16 protein-coding genes are annotated in these 21,298 nt (G+C 42.9%); 8 read left to right on the top strand and 8 right to left on the bottom strand.

Annotated features, from left to right (window positions below):
* The first annotated feature begins 104 nt into the window (after nt 1-104).
* Nucleotides 105-1,067: a D-2-hydroxyacid dehydrogenase gene (locus A6749_RS18050; protein ID WP_066393302.1), complete on the top strand. Its 963-nt coding sequence runs from the start codon at nt 105-107 to the stop codon at nt 1,065-1,067.
* Between the two features lie 57 nt (nt 1,068-1,124).
* Here A6749_RS18050 and A6749_RS18045 read toward each other — a convergent pair whose 3' ends face one another.
* From A6749_RS18045 to A6749_RS18010, 8 genes are all read right to left on the bottom strand, one after another.
* Complete coding sequence (locus A6749_RS18045) at nt 1,125-1,682, bottom strand: GNAT family N-acetyltransferase (RefSeq protein ID WP_066393301.1); 558 nt, start codon at nt 1,680-1,682, stop codon at nt 1,125-1,127.
* Nucleotides 1,683-1,732: 50 nt separating this feature from the next.
* On the bottom strand, nt 1,733-2,953 hold the full coding sequence (locus tag A6749_RS18040) for an RtcB family protein (protein WP_066393300.1): 1,221 nt from the start codon (nt 2,951-2,953) through the stop codon (nt 1,733-1,735).
* A gap of 81 nt (nt 2,954-3,034) precedes the next feature.
* Nucleotides 3,035-3,322, bottom strand: coding sequence for a hypothetical protein (locus A6749_RS18035; RefSeq protein WP_084797892.1), 288 nt, complete (start codon nt 3,320-3,322; stop codon nt 3,035-3,037).
* 37 nt (nt 3,323-3,359) lie between these two features.
* Nucleotides 3,360-3,818, bottom strand: coding sequence for a UPF0158 family protein (locus tag A6749_RS18030; RefSeq protein ID WP_084797891.1), 459 nt, complete (start codon nt 3,816-3,818; stop codon nt 3,360-3,362).
* Between the two features lie 1,311 nt (nt 3,819-5,129).
* Nucleotides 5,130-7,883 (bottom strand): dynamin family protein, encoded by a 2,754-nt coding sequence (locus A6749_RS18025; protein WP_066393299.1) that lies wholly within the window; start codon nt 7,881-7,883, stop codon nt 5,130-5,132.
* A gap of 217 nt (nt 7,884-8,100) precedes the next feature.
* Nucleotides 8,101-8,823, bottom strand: a complete 723-nt coding sequence (locus A6749_RS18020; RefSeq protein ID WP_066393297.1) for an amino acid ABC transporter ATP-binding protein — start codon at nt 8,821-8,823, stop codon at nt 8,101-8,103.
* A complete protein-coding gene (locus tag A6749_RS18015; RefSeq protein WP_066393295.1) occupies nt 8,820-9,476 on the bottom strand; it encodes an amino acid ABC transporter permease in 657 nt (218 codons plus the stop codon). The genes A6749_RS18020 and A6749_RS18015 overlap by 4 nt, the downstream gene beginning before the upstream one ends.
* Before the next feature lie 154 nt (nt 9,477-9,630).
* On the bottom strand, nt 9,631-10,446 hold the full coding sequence (locus A6749_RS18010; RefSeq protein WP_066393293.1) for a basic amino acid ABC transporter substrate-binding protein: 816 nt from the start codon (nt 10,444-10,446) through the stop codon (nt 9,631-9,633).
* Nucleotides 10,447-11,217: 771 nt separating this feature from the next.
* On the opposite strand from A6749_RS18010, the gene ilvD reads away from it, so the two are divergent.
* The 7 genes from ilvD (at nt 11,218) to leuC (ending at nt 21,298) form a co-directional block, all read left to right on the top strand.
* Complete coding sequence (ilvD, locus tag A6749_RS18005) at nt 11,218-12,885, top strand: dihydroxy-acid dehydratase (RefSeq protein WP_066393291.1); 1,668 nt, start codon at nt 11,218-11,220, stop codon at nt 12,883-12,885.
* Between the two features lie 702 nt (nt 12,886-13,587).
* On the top strand, nt 13,588-15,315 hold the full coding sequence (gene ilvB, locus A6749_RS18000; RefSeq protein ID WP_066393285.1) for an acetolactate synthase large subunit: 1,728 nt from the start codon (nt 13,588-13,590) through the stop codon (nt 15,313-15,315).
* Nucleotides 15,312-15,833 carry an acetolactate synthase small subunit gene (gene ilvN / locus A6749_RS17995; protein ID WP_066393283.1) on the top strand — a complete coding sequence of 174 codons (522 nt, stop codon included), beginning with the start codon at nt 15,312-15,314 and terminating at the stop codon, nt 15,831-15,833. Before ilvB ends, ilvN begins: the two co-directional genes overlap by 4 nt.
* A 170-nt stretch (nt 15,834-16,003) precedes the next feature.
* Complete coding sequence (gene ilvC, locus A6749_RS17990) at nt 16,004-17,035, top strand: ketol-acid reductoisomerase (RefSeq protein ID WP_066393273.1); 1,032 nt, start codon at nt 16,004-16,006, stop codon at nt 17,033-17,035.
* A complete protein-coding gene (locus tag A6749_RS17985; protein WP_066393270.1) occupies nt 17,022-18,563 on the top strand; it encodes a 2-isopropylmalate synthase in 1,542 nt (513 codons plus the stop codon). The genes ilvC and A6749_RS17985 overlap by 14 nt, the downstream gene beginning before the upstream one ends.
* A gap of 114 nt (nt 18,564-18,677) precedes the next feature.
* Nucleotides 18,678-19,784, top strand: a complete 1,107-nt coding sequence (leuB, locus tag A6749_RS17980; protein WP_066393267.1) for a 3-isopropylmalate dehydrogenase — start codon at nt 18,678-18,680, stop codon at nt 19,782-19,784.
* A gap of 95 nt (nt 19,785-19,879) precedes the next feature.
* On the top strand, nt 19,880-21,298 hold the full coding sequence (leuC, locus tag A6749_RS17975; RefSeq protein WP_066393263.1) for a 3-isopropylmalate dehydratase large subunit: 1,419 nt from the start codon (nt 19,880-19,882) through the stop codon (nt 21,296-21,298).

Genomic DNA, 21,298 nt, shown 5'->3' with positions numbered 1-21,298 from the left:
TGAAAAAGAAAAATTCTGAAAACGTAAACGAAATATTATTTTTCTAGGACAAAATCCGTTATCATTGAATTAGACAAACTTGTTTTAACGGAGGGGTCTCATTAATGAAAAATAGAAAATTAGTCATCACCCATACCCTGGAGCAGGAACTTCTTGATCAAATTAAAGCTGTTATTCCTGATTGGGAGCTGGTTGCATCAAAGGAAAAAGAAGTGTGGCAAGAAACAGTAAAGGATGCTGAAATCATTGCCGGCTGGAAAAAAGGTCTAGATGAGTATTGCCTAGGTTCGGATTCAAAGCTCAAGTGGCTGCAATCCTGGAGTGCCGGTGTCGATTCCATGCCGCTGGAAAAATTGGCAGCAAGAAATATTATCTTAACGAGTGCCAATGGCGTTCATGCTTATCCGATCTCTGAAACCATCTTCGCCTTGATGCTCGGTTTAACCCGGAAAATCCATACATATGTTAAAAACCAGCAATCACAGGTCTGGCATCACGCCAATATGAAGCTGGAGATCCATGGAAAAACGATTGGGATTATGGGAATAGGGGCAATCGGCAGCGAGACAGCCAAAATTGCTAAGGCATTTGGGATGAAGGTTCTCGGGGTTAGAAACTCCGGAAAACCGGCTGAGTTTGTAGATGAAATGTATACAACCGACCAGCTGCATCATGTGCTCCCACAATGCGATTATGTTGTAGTTACCTTGCCGCATACAAAAGAGACCCATCATTTATTTGGTGCGGAACAATTTAAACAAATGAAGTCCTCTGCCTTTTTTATCAATATCGGCCGCGGGCAAATTGTTGTAGAAGACGATTTAGTGCAGGCTTTACAGAAAGGAACAATTGCTGGTGCAGGGCTCGATGTGTTTGAAAAAGAACCGCTAGGCACGGAAAGTCCTCTGTGGAAAATGGATAACGTTATTATTACACCGCACACAGCCGGCTCCACCGAACACTATAACAAGCGAGTAGTGGAAAATATCTTGGTACCAAACTTAAAGAACTATATTGACTGTGGAACCCCTGCCATCAATCTTGTTGATTACTCGAAAGGGTATTAATGAAAAAGACTTTGGTGTCAGGCACCATGTGAAAATTTCACATGGTGCCTGACACCTTTAAAATTCCTCTTTTAAAATCGAATACATTTTCAAATCACGATGCTTGCCTTTGATGAACATTGCTTTGCGGTTGATTCCTTCAAGGGACATGCCCGCCTTTTCCATTACTCTTTGGGAGCCAATGTTTTCCGTAAAACATCTTGCCTGTATACGAATTAGCTCCATGTTTTCGAAGCCGAATTTGATGATTTCTTTCGCTGCCTCAGTGGTAATCCCCTGACCCCAAAAGTCCTGGGAAATTACATAACCGATTTCGGCGCTGCTATGCTCCGGACGCCACCAAACAAAATCAATCGTCCCTATCAGCTTTCCAGTCTCTTTAAATTCAATCCCCCACGGGGCAATCTTCTTATTTTTATATTGTTGCAGGACATAGTTGACAAAGTGTTTTGTGTCAGAAGTCATTCGGTGCGTATCCCAAGTGACATACTTCGATACTTCCGCATTTGAACAATAGGCAAACATATCATCAACATCTGCTAAAGTTAGTTTTCGCAGAATAAGACGTTCTGTTTCCAAGGTAGGTAAATTGCCGTAGATTTTTTCAATCTCCATTCTAACAGCTCCGTTTCTGTTAAAAATAAGGCAGCACCCAAAGCGCCGCCTTATTTACGATATCTACTTGGTTTTTCACTGGCCTTAAAGTTATAAATTGGTTTGATGAAGCTGGCGATTTCGACTGTTTCTCCGACTTTTTCAAGGATTTCATTCATCGGCTTGTAGGCCATTGGCGCCTCATCAAGTGTCTCTTTAGAAACGGATGTCGTCCAAATGCCTTTCATTGTGTTATGGAAATCTTCCATGTTCAAGGTTTTCATTGCCTTCGTCCGGCTTAAGACGCGGCCGGCCCCATGAGGCGCGGAATAGTTCCACTCTTCATTACCTTTTCCGATGGCCAAAATCGATCCGTCCCTCATGTTAATTGGAATGATTAGGCGCTCACCTTTTTGCGCGGAAACCGCCCCTTTCCGCAAAATCAAATTGTCCGTATCTATATAATTGTGAACCGTATCAAATTGGTCAACGATGTCAAATTTCATATTTTCCGAGATTGTCCTGGCAATTTCTTCACGATTTGCTTTCGCAAATGCCTGGGCCAGCTTCATGTCATAAATATAATCATCAAAATCTGTTCCTTCCAAATAGGCTAAATCATCTGGAATGACAGGATTTTTTTCTTTGTGATTTTCGATTGCATCTTGAATTTCTTTATGCCGCCCTTCCTTTTTTAACTGGGCGATCATTTCCGATAAGTCATGCTTTCGGTGCTTTGAGATTGCTAGTTTTTGATAATAGGTTGCAATTCTCGCTCCAACGTAACGGCTGCCGGTATGGATGGTTAAATAATGATAACTGTCAGAATCGACTGATACCTCAATAAAATGATTTCCGCCTCCGAGCGTTCCCAGGCTGGAATGGCTTTTATTTTGGCTTAAAATATGCGCGGCTTTAAATTCCTCTGCGGCTGGAAAACTAGTTTTTACGAGTTTAACGGTTTCCTTATCATGAATCCCCTGCCCGCTTGGGACATAGGTTCGAATGACCTGATCCAGCTTATTAAAATCAATGTTTTTTTCCTTTAATTTCGTTGTTAAAACCCCGCATCCGACATCAACGCCAACTAGGTTCGGGACAACCTTATCCTTAAGCTGTATGGTCGTGCCAATGACGCAGCCTTTCCCAGCATGATAGTCTGGCATAATACTAATTTTGGTATCCTTCAAAAACGTTTGATTGCACAGCTCCTGAATCTGCTCAATCGCCGTTTCCTGTGGATAATTGGAAAATACCTTTGCTTCTGTCTGCGATCCCGTTACTCGTATCACCTTGTTTTCCCCCTTTCAGAAGCAGATTATGAATATGCTACCAGAAATTGGACATTAGGGCAATGAGTTTTTTGGAAAAATTTATTGGGTTAGTACACTATAGCCCAGCCAAGCGATTAAGAGAAAATTCGGAAGGGATAATAAAACCGCGAGCCAGGTCAGCTTCTTTTTTTGCAAGATTGCTGCACCGAGATAAAGCAGCGGGAATACCAACCCCCAAATTTGGAATCGTGGTGTGGCTGCCAGGTATAGCGACGTTGGAATGATGAGGATGGTGGAAATGAAGAGTAAATTGGATTTTTTAAGATTTATAGCCATTATGGCAAGGATTAAAGAAGCAAGCATACACGGCCAAAAGAGCAGTTGCAAACACGGAACCTCCCTTTAGTTATTCTATATATTCTATTTATTCTATGCCGAAGCTCTCGCACCATTCTTTAGCGGTTTCTTTATAACACTTATCCCGAAACGAATACCATTCATGAATGATACCAAATTTGTCTGCCTGAACCTTAAATCTTCTAAAAGCGCCTTTCCTTTTGATTATTTTTATTAACGTTCCCCGCTTGTAATCATCCTCGACATTTAGACAAAAGTTTTCCATTATTCTATACTCATCGATTTCATATTTGTCGGGCAGTCTTTGGTATTTTTCAGGGTTTTCCACGATATCGAAGGCAAATTCAAGCTCCTTCTGCTGCCATTCTGGTAAATCCTCCAATGCTTCAGTTTCTTCAACAGCATTTAACTCTTCAGATGTCACCCAGACAATTTCACCAGTTTCGTTATTTAAAAATGCTGTTGATTCATCTAGTGAAAATCCCATTTCTTCCACGATTGTTTCTAGCTGTACTGGATTTCTCAAGGAAGATCACCTCTCCTCCCTATGTAGCTTATTTTAATCATTTAGCTGGATATGGTAAAAAATACATACAGTTTTAAACTTCAATATGCATGTGCTGTTTTTATTTTACTCTTATTGTGTTCATTGAACCTTTCTATAGGCACTAACTTGCTTTTTTTCTGGAGTTTCGTGTTCATTGAACCCTTCAATGCGCATGTATTTGTTATTTTTCTGGGGCTACGTGTTCATTGAGACCCTCTATGTGCACTTTTTTACTCTTTTTCTAGAGTTTCGTGTTCATTGACTCCCCCTATGCGCTCTTTTTTACTCTTTTTCTAGGTTTTAGTGTTCATTGCCGCTACCATAGTGCTCACATCGTTCCTCTTTTCCTAATTTCGCGCTCTATGAACCTCCCATAGTACGCGGAATCTTTTCTTTTTCCTAATTTCACGCTTTATGAACCTCCCATAGTACGCGGAATCTTTTCTTTTTCCTAATTTCACGCTTTATGAACCTCCCATAGTGCGCGGAGTCTTTCCTTTTTCCTTATTTCTCGCTCGATGAACCTCCCATAGTGCGCGGAGTCTTTCCTTTTTCCTTATTTCTCGCTCGATGAACCTCCCATAGTACGCGGAGTCTTTCCTTTTTCCTAATTTCGCGCTCTATGAACCTCCCATAGTGCGGGGAGTCTTTCCTTTTTCACAATTTCGCGCTCTATGAACCTCCCATAGTGCGTGGAGTCTTTCCTTTTTCCTAATTTCGCGCTCTATGAACCTCCCATAGTGCGCGGAGTCTTTCCTTTTTCCTAATTTCGCGCTCTATGAACCTCCCATAGTACGCGGAATCTTTTCTTTTTCCTAATTTCACGCTCTATGAACCTCCCATAGTACGCGGAATCTTTTCTTTTTCCTAATTTCACGCTCTATGAACCTCCCATAGTACGCGGAATCTTTTCTTTTTCCTAATTTCACGCTCTATGACCCTCCCATAGTGCGCGGAGTCTTTCCTTTTTCACAATTTCGCGCTCTATGAACCTCCCATAGTGCGTGGAGTCTTTCCTTTTTCCTAATTTCGCGCTCTATGAACCTCCCATAGTGCGCGGAGTCTTTCCTCTTTCCTAATTTCGCGCTCTATGAACCTCTCATAGTACGCGGATTCTTTTCTTTTCCCTAATTTCGCGTTCTATGAACCTCTTAAAGCGGGTAGCATCTTTCATTTCAAACATGTGCTCTCTAAACCTAACACCTTTCCCAAAGCAACAGCAAAAACAACGTAACCCATAAAAAAAGAAGGACGCCCCCACAAAAGGACATCCCCCTAAAATCTAAACCACTAATATACTGTCTGAATGCCTTTTCCGGCAACCGTCATCCATTCGAACTGGCGCAGGCGTACTTCGAACAGTGTCAACGGATCGCGGAACATTTCCGGATTTGTATTCATTAGGTCCAGCTGTTCTCGATTGCTTTGAATTTCTGCACTTGCCTCTTCCACCGCACGATCCAAGCAGCCCAGCGGCCCTTTGAAAAACATGCTGACATCACGCTCAAGCGATTTTTCAAACAGCTCAAACGGCTGGAAAAACTGCCGCCCGACATCTTCAGCAATTTCTGTATAATCTTCGTTTTGTACAAACGCTTTGTATTTGTTGTAAAGCATGGCTTTATTTTGCGACAAGGCTCCAAACAGTTTGCCGGCACTTTTTAGTAAAAACTGGGAAGGTGTCCGGCGCAGAAGGATATTTACACTTTCGAGCTGGAAGCCGCTGGTCATCCGGTCAGTATCACGGCGCCAGTCATCCAGCACTTTAAAATCACAAGAAAGCGTTAGACGTTCTTCACCGTACATGCTGTTAAAACCATCTGCAAGTTCATTCAGAAATTCTTGACTCTGGTCAAATTCCTCTGTGCATTTTCCAATCCAATCCTGCAGTTCGCGGTAATATTTCGGCATCATTTGCTCTTCCAAGAACTCCTGCAGCCTGCTGTTCATTTCATCATTCAAGTCTAAATGAATTCGGCTGAAATTGCTGTCCTCTTTAATCAATTCGGAGCATTCCTGAAGCATCTTTGGAACCGCGGCGGCAATTTCCTCCTCCATCGCTTCCTTAATCGAACGGTAAGACTTAGCGAGCGTCTCTGTCTTATTAGCGACCACATCATGCATTTGGTTCACCGCGCCATTTAGCTTCGTATGCATTTCTTCATTCCAGCGTACGGCTTCTGCCAATTGATTTTCGACATCCATCCGCTTTTGTAAAAAGCTGGAGAGCATGGTTCGGATATAATATAACAGCTTCGCTAACCGTTTATCTTCAAGATTTCTAGTATGTTTAATTGACTGTATAAACTCCTGCAGCTCGTTCATCTGTGTCTGCTGATCATACTGCGAAGAGAAGGCGAATAACTTGGCATCCGGCAGCAAGCCATGAATTGTCCCTTTCGCTTCCTGATAAATCCGTATTGCATCATTTTCATTTGCGATGGTATCCATCTTACTAAGTAAAAAATGAACCGGAATATCCGGAGCGAGCTCCTGAATTTGCTTAAGGGCTGCTCTTTCTTTATCACTAAACGGTGCATTGGAATCTAGTACAAACAAAATCGTATCAGCGACATGGAAGTTTTTCAAAACCTCGTATCGGTCATGATGGTTCCCTTTTAATCCCGGTGTGTCCATAATAGCTAAGCCGTTTTCCTGTAAAAATCCATTTGGGTGTTGAAATTCGATAACAGATTCCAACGCATTTCGCATTCGATCCATTCGCTCTTGGAAATCAGCAAACTCTTCCAGTCTTGTAATCTCGAAATCGGTAATTTCGGTGATTTCCTGCCCGTCAGCATTTTTAAACATCACCACAGTAGACGTAGGACTATCCTGCAAATCTTCATCAAACAAATTGTTAACAAAAGTGGATTTGCCGCTGCCGCTAAGCCCGGTCACTAGCAAGTGATACGTTTCAAAGTCAGTCAACTGCTCGACCATCCATTTCACCCTGTTATTAGAACCCATATCATGAGCTTCAGCCCAATCCATAATGGAATTAAACAGTGTCAGGCACTCCTCTAACTCATTTAACTCGATTTCGGTCGTGCTAATGAGATTTTCAGCCTCTTTTACAATCGTGACACTGAGGCTTGCCGGAAATAATTCATTCCATGATAAAACGGCTGCCGAGGCTGGGACGACATGATTTTGGTCAGCAAGGCGAATCCAGTTGGTTAACAGGTCCGGGATATAGTCATGAAGCTGCTTAATGAAATATTTCCCGCCAATCAAGTCAAAATAAGCCTCTTTATGAAGCTGCGACAGTACGGTCCATCCGTCACTGCGTTGTAAATCAAGATTTAATAGCAGGTGATTGATTTCATTTACCCAGGTAAAGTACGATTCTTCCTCACTGCCGCTGTTCCAAAACGCTGCAACAAGCTGCTCAAACTTTTGCTGATTTTGATAATAAAGCATGGCTAGAGCATGTGAGAAATAGTTGGGAGCAAAGGATTTCGTTACACCTTTTTCAACATAATCTAGAAGAATATCAAACCATTTAAGAGACTCTGTCCGTTTTGCCTCATTCACAGCAAGCTCGACAGCATTTCCCCAATCCTCCCGCTCTTCAAAAAAGCTCCGGGCAATCTCTGTTACATTTGGATAATCAGGGTTCTGCAGAACAATCTTTTTAATCGTTGAGACGGCTGCATCCAGCTTACCGCGGTCAAGGTACAAGGAAAATAATTTCAATGCCACTTCCGCATTCAAGGTTGGATCATCGGTTTGAATCGCAGTATAAATATCCTCTGCAGTCGAACCCATGCCTAACTCATAGTACGCATCCGCCTTGTTCTTTTTCGCCCATGGCTCCAGTTCATTAGCAATGTTTTCCCATTTATAAATGGCAGTCTCGAAATCTTTGTTGTGAAAATACACTTCTCCCTGAGCAAAGCGGATATTCGAAAGGTCCGGCAGATCCTTTTGCGCCTCTTCCTGAAATGCCTCTCCCAGGACTCGAATCGGATGTATATTTTCATGTTCATCGATGAACATTTGATAGTATGTTTTTTGAATTAATTGCTGCTCTAAAGTCATTGCTTTCCCCCTCCAATTGCAAACTCTATATCATTCATATGGAAAAGTGACATAATTATTCTCTACATTATTCGATACTAATTGACATTTTCAGTCTCAATTTTTACATTTTAGCAAATGTTTTGGGCAAAAAGGTGTCAGTTGTATTTCATTTCAAAGACAAAAACTGTTTCAAAATAAATAGGGGCTGCCGCAGCACAGCAGCCTCCCCTCTATTCTATAACACTTTACTTAAAAAAGCCTTTGTGCGCTCTTCTTTTGGATTTTCGAAAATTTCCTTCGGGATGCCCTCTTCAACAATGAAGCCTCCGTCCATAAACAGCACCCGGTCGCCCACCTCGCGGGCAAAGCCCATTTCATGGGTCACGACCACCATTGTCATCCCTTCCTTGGCTAATTGCTTCATAACCTCTAATACTTCGCCGACCATTTCCGGGTCAAGAGCCGATGTTGGTTCATCAAAGAGCATGATTTTCGGTTCCATTGCCAATGCTCTTGCGATCGCCACCCGCTGTTTTTGCCCGCCTGATAAGGAATCGGGATACACCTCTGCTTTATTCTCCAATCCGACTTTTCGCAGAAGCTCCATTCCTTTGGCGCGTGCCTTTTCAGTTGAAGCCTTCCTTACCTTCATCGGAGCAAGCATAATATTTTCAATCACTGTTTTATGAGGAAATAAATTAAATTGCTGGAATACCATCCCTACCTCGGTGCGCACCTTGTTGATATCTGTTTTTTTATCCGTAATATCAATTCCTTCAATCAGCACATGACCGGCGGTGATCGTTTCCAGCAAATTAATACAGCGGAGAAAAGTTGATTTCCCTGAGCCCGACGGTCCGATGACGACCACTACTTCCTGCGGCTTAATCGTTGCATTAATCCCTTTAAGCACTTCATTATGTCCAAATGCCTTGTTCAAATTTTTCACTTCAATCATTCTGTCGTCAACCTTCTTTCAAGTCGAGATAGCAGCAGGCTTAACGAAAAAGTTAACACAAAATAAATAAGTGCTGCGGTAATATAAGGTTCCCACGGGCGGTAGTATTGCCCCTGCATAGCCCGTCCCCAATACATCAATTCCGGTGCAGCGATAATAGCTGCAAGAGATGAGTCCTTAATTAAAACAACGAATTCATTTCCCAGCGGCGGGATCATTCGTTTGAAGGCCTGTGGCAAAATGACAAAACGCATGGCTTGTACATGATTCATTCCTAAAGATCGGGCAGCTTCCATTTGTCCTTTATCGATTGACTGAATTCCGGCCCGGAAAATTTCCGAAACATATGCCGCAGAATTTAATGAAAGCGCCACAATGGCAGCAACAATGGCATTTGTTGTTCCTAAAATAGGCGGTATCACGCCAAAGTGAATTAATAATATTTGCACCATTAATGGCGTCCCGCGAAAAAAGGCAATATAGCAATTAAACGGAAATGCAATGAACTTATTCCTTACCATTTTCCCAAGGCCTATGAACAATCCAAGAATACATCCAATTAAGATACCTGCGAGCGAAAGACCAATTGTCAGCAGTGTTCCTTTTGCAAAATATGGTGCGTATTCAGCAAGTATGTCCCATTGAATATCCATTTTTTAGTCCCCCTAAAAATCTTAAGCTGCTTAATTCCTAAATATAGAAAAAAATTGCGTAACTGCTAATTTAAAAGAGTTACGCAATCTTAGAGAAAGTAAACTATTATTGTCTAACTCCACCATCTTAGCGGCTGGTGTCATTCCTCTTTTCTTATTGCTGTGCTTTAATATCCGTCAAATCCGGTTCGATATTAAACCATTTTTTATAGACTTTTGCGTATTCCCCGTTTTCCATAATTTCTTTTATCGCCTTATCGAATTCTCCCCTTAACTTGCTTCCCTTAGGAAACAACACGCCATAAAACTCTTTTTCAAAGGCATTTGTATCCTCAATGACCACAAGATTGTCCTTTGGATTATTTTTTACATATTCCTCTACCACAGTATTATCAGCAACCACTGCGTCGGCACCGCCGCTTTTTAACTCCATGATTGCCAGATTATTATTCTCAAACTTTTTAAGATTTTTATTTTCCGCACCGAACATCTTCTCGACCGCTTCCTGTCCGGTTGTACCATTTTGAACGGCGACAGTTTTCCCCTTTAGATCGCCGGCACTTTTAATTGGACTCTCTTTCGGCACCATAATTTTGTTCGTAGATAAGAAGTATGGAACCGTAAAATCATAGGTTTTTTTTCGTTTATCGTTAATCGTGATAGATGAAATCGCTAAATCTGCTGTTTTCCCTTCGATTTCTACAAATAATGGATCCCAGCCAACATTCTCAATTTTAACCTTGTAGCCAGCCTGCTTCGCAACAGCATTGATAAAATCAACACTAAATCCGGTAACCTCTCCCTTGTCCAAGTATTCAAACGGTGCATAGGCCGCATCAGTAACGACCCTTAAGGTTTTCTCCTCACTTTTCCCGCCATTTTCACCGCTTGTTTCACTAGTCCCGCATGCCGTTAGAAGCAAGACAAAAGCAGCAGTTACCATTGTTAACACTAGTTTTAATTTCTTCATCATTGGCCTCCTAATATTTTTTTAAAAGGGCTTCTAGTTAAAATTTTAATAATATTCCGAATATAATAGATTATACCTTTTAAAATCCTTTTATTCAATTATATTCCTAACTTTCCAATAGGTTATTTAATAGATTGATCTTGAACATGTTTAAATATCTCTTTCTTCTATAGGTACGCCCCAATTTTTAAAAACATGCCTTTTTTACTATCCTAGTTTGACACATTTCATAATATGTAAATATTTTCAAAATAACTTTTTAGCCTGACGGATCTATTAGCCTTAAATATTTTTCCTTTTGTATAAAAAATAGTTCTATTTATCGTGTAAAACCGTCCGTTATTTCATCCGTTTTATCCACATTTCTCTATTATTTCCACAACATTTACATTGCTAAAAATTGCTACAAAAAAATTCATAATTTTTTTATTTGCCTAACAACCTTATTACAACAAGATTGGAAACGCTACCACTATATTTGACTAATTTGAATTGTCTGATTTTTGTGTTGACCGAGTTAACTTTTGGTTGTATGATTATCGCTAACAAAGACCTCATACTAAAAACGCCTTTTCAGATCCAGATCCACAAACGGATGAAAACAAGGCTTTTCTTTTAAAATGAGTGTTTAATCAATTAAAGCGTTTATCTCTTGAAATAATTCATAATTTTTCAAGGATTCGCAAATGCTGTTATATCAAAACGGATTTACTTATTCTTCCACCATAGCAGCAAACCATAGCCGTAGTAAGTAAGAGGAGGCGCTTATTGATGCGCAGCGATATGATTAAAAAAGGGGTGGACCGGGCTCCCCACCGAAGTCTTTTATACGCAACCGGAATCAAGACGAGCGATTTGGATAAACCGTTTATCGGTGTCTGTAACTCGTTTATTGAAATAATCCCGGGACATAAACACCTTAATCATTTCGGGGAAATTGTTAAGGAGGCCATCCGCGAAGCCGGGGGTATCCCATTTGAATTTAATACAATTGGCGTCGATGACGGTATTGCCATGGGTCATATTGGCATGCGTTACTCACTCCCAAGCCGCGAAATTATCGCAGACAGTGCCGAAACAGTGATTAATGCTCACTGGTTCGATGGTGTTTTCTACATTCCTAACTGTGACAAAATTACACCCGGAATGTTAATGGCAGCAGCCAGAACCAATGTCCCGTCGGTATTTGTCTCAGGCGGTCCAATGGAAGCCGGTGTCAGCTCATCAGGCAAACCACTTTCCCTTACTTCAGTATTTGAAGGGGTTGGTGCCTACCATAATGGTACGATGACACAGCAGGAACTACTTGATATTGAACAAAATGCATGTCCTACATGCGGTTCATGTTCTGGCATGTTTACTGCAAACTCTATGAACTGTCTAATGGAAGTGTTAGGGATGACCGTTCCAGGTAACGGAACAATCGTTGCAACTTCCGACCAAAGACATGAACTGATCAAACAGGCTGCCAAGCATTTAATTGAGCTTGTTAAAAAAGATATTCGTCCACGCGATATCATGACAAAAGAAGCATTTGATAATGCATTCGCGCTCGACATGGCCATGGGCGGTTCGACCAATACAGTTCTTCATACATTGGCTATCGCACATGAAGCTGGAATCGAATATGATTTGCGTGATATCAATAAAATTGCTGAAAAAGTCCCTTATCTTGCAAAGTTAATGCCAGCCTCTAATTATTCAATGGATGATGTTGAACGGGCTGGGGGCGTCAGCGCCATTCTCAATGAACTATGTAAAGTTGAAGGTGCTTTGAATAAAGACTGTATCACTATCACCGGAAAAACTTTAGCTGAAAATGTGAAGGATGCAACAATCCTAAATGATACTGTTATCCGTACAAAAGATAATCCTTACAGCCATGTTGGCGGTCTTTCCATTCTTTATGGAAATATTGCCCCAGATGGCGGTGTAATCAAAGTTGGTGCAGTTGATCCTTCTATCAAAACTTTCTTGGGTGAAGCCATTGTCTTCGATTCTCAAGATGAAGCACAAGAAAATATCAATAATGGCACAGTTAAGTCAGGCGATGTCGTAGTCATCCGCTATGAAGGTCCTAAAGGCGGACCCGGAATGCCGGAAATGCTCGCTCCAACATCAGCCATTGCCGGACGGGGTCTTGATAAAGAAGTTGCCCTCATCACTGACGGACGGTTTTCAGGTGCAAGCCGCGGAATCTCGATCGGTCACATTTCACCAGAGGCAGCTGAAGGCGGTCCAATCGCTTTAATACAAAATGGCGATAAAATTTTAATTGACTTAGCTGCTCGTTCGATTGAACTTCTCGTTGATGATGAAGAACTTGCAGAAAGACGCCGCAACTGGGTGAAACCAGAACCAAAAATTAAATCTGGTTATCTTGCAAAATATGCAAAGCTTGTTACTTCCGCAAATACCGGCGGAGTTATGAAAATATAAGAAAAGCGGAAGCGCCCTGGTCAGCGGCGTATGGCCTCCTCGAAAAAGCTATCGCTTTTCCTTCGTGCGATGCCTATGCTGCCGAAGCTTTCCTTGTGGAGGGCTCCAACTGAGATAAAGGAAACACGAAGAGCCGACGGCGATTCGATGTTGACTTATCGTAGGGCGGAGACCGAAGGACACTAGCCGTTAGGGCGCTGGAGCTAGACAATACTCAAAATAAAAACTTACAGGGAAACGTTAGTACCCCTCCCCTTCATCAAAGAAGATAAGGTACTAAAAACATCTGTTGACAAATTCATAATCGTAAAATCGATGACGGGAACATAGGAATAAGAACTTGTATTTCCAGAGAGCTGGGGTTGCTGGAAGCCCAGTAATACAACTTATTCTCGTCTCATCCCGGAGTGTTAAACTGAACGGTTACAACTTAGTAGGTTTAACCAGGTGTCATCTTAAGGCACCTGTTACCAAAACGAAGCGTTCGCTTTATTCAACGCTTCATAAGGCAGTATTCGTAAGGATGCTGTGAATCCGGGTGGTACCGAGAAAATGAAGGCCTTTTTCTCCCCGATTATTCTGCTGATGATGTATTGGATGCAGTTTATTTGGAGAGAACTAGGCCTTTTTCTTTTGTTTTTTCATTACACAGCCAAATGCTGAGTTTTTCAAATATTCAAATACCCATAAGGAGGGACAGACGTGAAAGTAGAAGCAAAGCTGGAATTCCAAACCAGTACCGCACCAAAAACAGGTGCAGACCTTCTCATCGATCTATTGATAAAAGAAGGTGTTGAAACAATTTTCGGCTATCCGGGAGGTGCCGTGCTGCCAATCTATGATGCCATTTATCGAGCTAAAGACCGGATTGGCCACATTCTTTTCCGTCATGAACAAGGTATGATTCATGCAGCAGAAGGATATGCCCGAATTACTGGAAAACCGGGAGTCGTCTTAGCGACTTCAGGTCCCGGAGCAACCAACCTGGTCACTGGAATTACAGACGCCATGATGGATTCTTTACCGCTCGTGGTATTTACCGGACAGGTTGCACGCTCTGTCATTGGAACAGATGCCTTCCAAGAAGCTGACGTTATGGCGATTACAACACCTATCACGAAACATAATTATCAAGTGCAGTCCATTGCCGATTTACCAAGAATCGTAAAGGAAGCTTTTCACATTGCTTCTACAGGCAGACCAGGACCGGTCTTAGTCGATCTTCCAAAGGACATAACATCTGGAGCTGTCTCCGGAGTTGTGGAAGAAGCAGCTATGGATTTACCGGGCTATCAGCCAACGTATAAGCCTAACCCGCTACAAATCAAAAAATTGGCGGAATCATTGGCTAAAGCAAAGAAGCCGGTTATTTTAGCAGGTGCCGGCATCCTTCATGCAAAGGCATCTGAAGAATTAGCGGCCTTTGCTGAAAAACACAACATTCCAGTTGTCACTACTCTGCTCGGCCTTGGAACCTTCCCTGCTGACAATCCGCTTTCCTTAGGAATGGGCGGTATGCATGGAACCTATGCGGCCAACATGGCTCTGTACGAAAGTGATTTATTAATCAACTTTGGGGCCCGCTTTGATGACCGGCTGACAGGGAATCTAAAGCACTTCGCACCATTCGCGAAAGTGGCGCACATCGATATTGATCCAGCGGAAATTGGTAAAAACGTGCCAACCCAAATTCCAATCGTTGCAGATGCGAAAGTGGCTTTAGTCGAACTGCTTAATCAAGCCGGAGACTCGCCAAACGCTGAGGAGTGGCTGGAAAAATTAAGAGAATTCAAGCAGGACTTCCCGCTTTGGTATAAGCATGACCCAGACGGTATGTGCCCGCAGTGGCTGATTGAAGCGGTGCATAAAGTGACAAATGGTGAAGCGATTGTGGCTACCGATGTCGGCCAGCATCAAATGTGGGCTGCTCAATACTACACATTCAATGAGCCTCACCGCTGGATCACTTCAGGCGGCCTTGGAACAATGGGCTTTGGCTTCCCGGCAGCGATTGGTGCACAAATTGCCTCTCCGGAAAGCACAGTAGTGGCAATTGTTGGTGACGCCGGTTTCCAAATGACACTTCAAGAATTATCGGTCATTTATGAAAGAAACCTGCCAGTAAAAATCATTATCGTCAATAACGGAGCCCTTGGCATGGTCCGACAATGGCAGGAGCTATTATATGACAATCGCATCTCCGAATCCTTGCTGAATACACAGCCTGATTTTGTCAAACTGGCTGAAAGCTACGGAATTCGCGGTATGAAGATTGATAATCAAGAAGAATTGATTGCTTCCCTGCCAGAATTATTTGCTTATAACGGACCAGTTTTGGTTGACTGCCGTGTACTGCAGCAGGAAAAAGTTTTTCCAATGATGCCTCCTGGAGCAGGGCTTCATGAAATGATTGGGGTGAAACCAGTATGAAACGGATTATCACATTAACCGTTCAAGATCGAAGCGGTGTTCTAAATCGCGTGACTGGGCTGTTGCAAAGGCGGCAATTTAATATTTCCAGCATTTCCGTCGGTCCTACTGAAACTGAAGGCATTTCAAAAATGACCCTTGTTGTCGAGGTAGAAGACGATCAACGTTTAGAACAGGTTACTAAACAATTAAACAAGCAAATTGATGTGTTAAAGGTTTCCGATATTACCGACAAGGCAATTGTTGCTCGGGAACTTGCCCTGATCAAAGTAACATCTAGTTCACAGCTGCGAAGCGAAATTAACGGTCTTATCGACCCATTCCGCGCGATTATTGTGGATGTATGTAAAGAAAGCATTACCGTCCAAGTAACAGGCAAGCATGAAAAAGTTGATGCCTTAATCGACTTACTTCGACCATTTGGCATTAAAGAAATTGCCAGAACCGGCCTGACCGCCTTCTTACGCGGCCACCAGCCACAAGTAAATGAGTTAGCAACATATTCACTATTAAAGTGAAACTTCACTCAGTGGTGAATTTTCCACTGAGTGTTAGTTGAACCAATCGGGCTTTTACGGGCAGTTAATCCCACTTATACTGCCCGAATAAGCTGAGCATTTAAAGTGGGAATTACTGCCCGTTAAAGCGGGATAAAATAAACTACTATTTTTGAGAGGATGACTTAACAATGGCAAAAGTACTTTATAACGGAGATATTCAAGAGGCAGTTTTACAAGGAAAGAAAATCGCAATCATCGGCTACGGATCACAAGGCCATGCCCATGCCCTTAACTTAAAGGAAAGCGGATTTGATGTAGTTGTTGGTTTACGTCAAGGTAAATCTTGGGATAAAGCAGTTGAAGATGGTATTGAGGTTACCACTGTTGCTGAAGCTACTGCACAAGCAGATGTAATCATGATCCTTCTTCCAGACGAAATGCAGCCAAAAGTTTACAACGAAAGCATTAAGCCTAACCTTGAAGCTGGAAATGCATTAGTTTTCGCCCACGGCTTCAACGTTCATTTTAACCAAATCGTACCTCCTGCTGATGTAGACGTATTCCTAGTAGCTCCAAAAGGACCTGGACACTTAGTTCGTCGTACTTACACTGAAGGTGCCGGCGTTCCTGCCCTTTATGCGGTTTACCAAGACTACACTGGTCAAGCGAAAGACCTTGCCCTTGCTTATGCTAAAGGAATCGGCGCTGCACGTGCAGGTGTATTAGGAACTACCTTCCAAGAAGAGACAGAAACAGACCTTTTCGGTGAGCAGGCAGTTCTTTGCGGCGGTACAACTGCTCTGATCAAAGCAGGCTTTGAAACACTTGTTGAAGCAGGTTATCAGCCTGAAGTTGCTTACTTCGAGTGTTTACATGAATTGAAATTAATCGTTGACCTTTTATACGAAGGCGGCTTTGAAAACATGCGCTACTCTATCTCTGATACTGCACAATGGGGCGATTTCGTATCAGGACCACGCGTAGTAAATGAAGATACAAAAGCACGCATGAAAGAAGTATTAAAAGATATCCAAACTGGAAAATTTGCTCATGGCTGGATCTTGGAGAACCAAGCAAACCGTCCGCAATTTAATGCCATCAACCGCGCTGAAAACAATCATTTAATTGAGCAAGTCGGACGCGAGCTTCGTGCATTAATGCCATTTATTAAGAAGCCAGTAAACGAGAAGAAGGAAGTGGTGGTAAATGGTTCACGTTAACATCTTTGACACAACCTTACGTGATGGCGAACAGTCCCCTGGTGTAAATTTAAACCAGCTTGAAAAATTGGAGATTGCCAGACAGCTGGAGCGTTTTGGCGTTGACATTATGGAGGCCGGCTTCCCGGCTTCCTCTCAAGGAGATTTCGAAGCGGTAAGAGCCATTGCTAGAACAATCAAGAATTCTTCCGTTACCGGCTTGGCACGGGCAACTAAATCGGACATTGACATTGCGTGGGATGCCTTAAAAGATGCAGCAGAACCAAGATTGCATGTTTTCATTGCAACCTCCCCTATCCATATGCAATATAAACTGATGAAAACCCCTGAGCAGGTGATGCAAACAGCAGTTGACATGGTCTCTTATGCGAAACAAAAGTTTACGCATGTAGAGTGGTCAGCTGAAGATGCTTCCCGTTCAGAACTTGATTTTCTCGTTCAAATCATTACGAAGGTAATCGATGCCGGAGCAACTGTCATTAATCTTCCAGATACAGTTGGTTATACAACCCCGGAAGAATACGGCCGGATGTTCCGTTATATTCGAGAAAATGTTCCAAACATTCACAAGGCGGCCCTTTCCTGTCACTGTCACGATGACTTAGGAATGGCAGTTGCCAACTCACTAGCAGCGATTGAAAACGGGGTTACACAAGTGGAAGGCACCATCAATGGAATCGGAGAACGTGCCGGTAATGCATCTTTAGAAGAAATCGCCGTTGCCTTAAATATTCGTAAGGATCGCTACCCTTACACAACAAATCTAGTTTTAAAAGAAATCAAACGCACCAGCGACCTGGTCAGCCGCTTTACCGGCATGAAAGTTCCTGGCAATAAAGCGGTTGTCGGTAAAAATGCATTTGCCCATGAATCAGGAATTCACCAGGACGGCGTGTTAAAAAATGCCTTAACCTATGAAATTATTACTCCTGAAATGGTCGGAGTGCAGTCCAATGACCTTGTTCTAGGTAAACACTCAGGACGCCATGCTTTTAAAGATAAAATCGAGCATATGGGCTTTGAGTTATCCCAAGATAAGCTGAACGAAGCATTCACAGCTTTCAAACAATTAACCGACCGCAAGAAAGAAGTAACCGATGAAGATCTATTTACCATTCTAATAGATATTCAAACAGCTGCTGTAGATGTGAAAAAATATGACTTGGTTGCATTCCAGGTTCAATATGGCTCCGCTAACCTGCCAACTGCTACAGTTGCCTTAACAACTCCAGAAGGAATCAAAGTTGAAACGGCACGTACCGGAAGTGGAAGCGTCGAAGCTTTATACAACACTTTAGAGGCATTAATTAAGGAAGATATTTATCTGACTGATTTTAACCTAAGCTCTGTAGGCAGCGGACGTGATGCCCTTGCCGAAGTCCATGTCAAAATGACAGTCAATGGCACTAACGTCAGCGGACGCGGCTCTGCCCAAGACGTATTGGAAGCATCCGCAAAAGCATTCATCAACGCCGTGAACCGGGTATTCCTTAACCACACAATTTCTGTTAAAGAACCAGCAATTTAATTGTGTGCTAGTTGGCGGCAATGATTGGTTTCAAATTTGGTGTCAGGCACCAACACTTAATTAATTTGGTGTCAGGCACCACAACTTTTTCAAATATATAAGGAGGTTGCTCTTATGAAAAAACGTATTGTTTTACTTCCCGGTGATGGGATCGGTAAGGAAGTTATGAATTCCGCAAAGGAAGTATTGTCCGCGATTGCGGAAGAGTTTAATCACACATTCAACTTTGAGACCCATGAAATCGGAGGAGCAGCCATTGACAGTTGCGGCACTCCCCTGCCCGATTCAACAGTAGAAGCCTGTAAACTGGCAGATGCCGTATTGCTTGGTGCCGTCGGCGGACCAAAATGGGATCAAAATCCTTCTCATCTACGTCCGGAACGGGGTTTGCTGGGAATCCGTAAAGCACTTGATTTATATGCCAACTTAAGACCAATCAAAGGATTCAAAAACCTGTTGCATGCATCTCCATTAAAGGAAGAAGTGATTTCAGGGAGCGACCTCCTTATTGTTCGTGAATTAACCGGCGGGATTTATTTCGGAACTCCAAGTGAACGTCGTGAAAATGGTCAGGTCGTTGTCGATACACTTGCCTATACCCGCCATGAGATTGAGAGAATTGTAGATAAGGCATTCCAGGCAGCACAGGGACGCCTCGGCCGACTTGCCTCTGTCGACAAAGCCAACGTCCTTGAGTCAAGCAAGCTTTGGCGTGAAGTCGTCGAGGAGAAGAAATCCCAATATCCAGATGTCGCAGTTGAACATATATTGGTTGATGCCGCTGCCATGAAGCTGATCACTAATCCAACTCATTTCGATGTAATTGTTACCGAGAATATGTTTGGTGATATTTTAAGCGATGAGGCTTCTGTATTAACTGGTTCGCTTGGGATGCTCCCTTCTGCCAGCTTAAATGAATCGGGTGTCGGCCTCTATGAGCCTGTCCACGGTTCTGCACCGGATATTGCCGGCAAAGGCATCGCTAATCCGCTCGCGATGATTTTATCAGCTGCACTTATGCTCCGCTATTCATTCGAATTGAATAACGAAGCGAACTTAATCGAAGATGCCGTTCAGGCCATCCTTGATTCCGGATTCCATACAGGTGATCTTAAGGTTGAAAATGGTCGCAAAGTCGGCACAGAAGAAATGACACGTTTAGTGGTTGACTATATTAAATCTCAACACGCTTCTAAATGTATCGCCAGCTGCTACTATTAATTCATTTACGGGTGGGTAAACCGCACTTTTATGACGGCGGTTTACCCGTCATTTTTAATACAATAAAAAATCTATTAACGTGAGGAAGGAACACTATGCAAACGCCAAAAAATATCATCCAAAAAATTTGGGAACAGCATGTTGTCCATCAAGAGGAAGGAAAACCAGATCTTCTATATATTGATTTGCATCTTGTCCACGAGGTTACCTCTCCACAGGCGTTTGAAGGTCTTCGCATGAACGGCCGCAAAGTCCGCCGCCCGGACCTAACTTATGCCACAATGGACCACAACGTTCCAACTCGTGAACGTCATATTATCAATGATCCCATTTCTAAGAAACAAATGGACACGTTAAAACAAAATTGCCAAGAATTCGACGTTACCCTTGCTGATATCCATCACCCTGATAATGGGATTGTCCACGTCATCGGCCCTGAGCTTGGTCTTACCCAGCCAGGAAAAACAATTGTCTGCGGGGACAGTCATACATCTACACACGGTGCGTTCGGAGCGCTTGCTTTTGGAATCGGGACAAGCGAGGTAGAACACGTCCTTGCTACGCAAACACTTTGGCAGGCACCCCCAAAAACGTTAAATGTAAAAATTAACGGCAAGCTGGGAACTGGCGTTACCGCTAAAGACTTAATCTTAGCGATTATCGGCAAATTTGGCGTTAAATTTGGAACCGGCTATGTGATTGAATATACAGGTGAAGCAATTCGTGAAATGTCTATGGAAGAGCGCATGACGGTTTGTAACATGTCTATTGAAGGCGGCGCGAGAGCCGGTCTCATTTCACCAGATGAAACTACCGTTGAATATTTACGTGGACGCCGTCATGTTCCGCAAGGTGAAGCCTTTGAAGAAGCAGCTTCCCGCTGGAAAGCACTGGCTACGGATGAAGGTGCCACGTATGATACCGTTGTTGAAATCAATGCGGCAGAAGTGGAACCACAAGTAACTTGGGGCACGAACCCTGGCATGTGTATTCCGGTTACTGCCAACGTTCCGAGCCCTGAGGATGCGGAAAAGGCAAGCGAAAAGGACGAAATCAAACGCGCCCTTGAATATATGGGACTTGAAGCTGGCCAGCCGATTGCAAGCGTGAAAATTGATCATGTGTTCATCGGTTCTTGTACAAACTCCCGTCTAAGCGACTTACGTAAAGCAGCTGAAGTGATCCGCGGCAAACAAGTTGATCCTTCTGTCAGAGCGATTGTTGTTCCAGGTTCATTCAGCGTTAAATTAGCTGCTGAAAAAGAAGGCTTAGATCAGGTATTTAAAGATGCAGGCTTTGAATGGCGCGACGCCGGCTGTAGCATGTGCTTAGGAATGAACGACGATATCATTCCATCCGGAGAGCGATGTGCTTCTACGTCTAACCGAAACTTTGAAGGTCGTCAAGGCAAAGGCGCACGCACCCATCTTGTCAGCCCGGAAATGGCAGCGGCAGCAGCGATTGCTGGTCATTTCGTTGATGTCCGTAAGTTCACTGCACAGGAGGTAATGTAA

The organism is Neobacillus mesonae, assembly GCF_001636315.1.
GTDB lineage: Bacteria > Bacillota > Bacilli > Bacillales > Cytobacillaceae > Neobacillus > Neobacillus mesonae.
The sequence above is the reverse complement of the archived record's forward strand: the minus strand, read 5'-3'. Positions and strand labels throughout refer to the sequence as shown.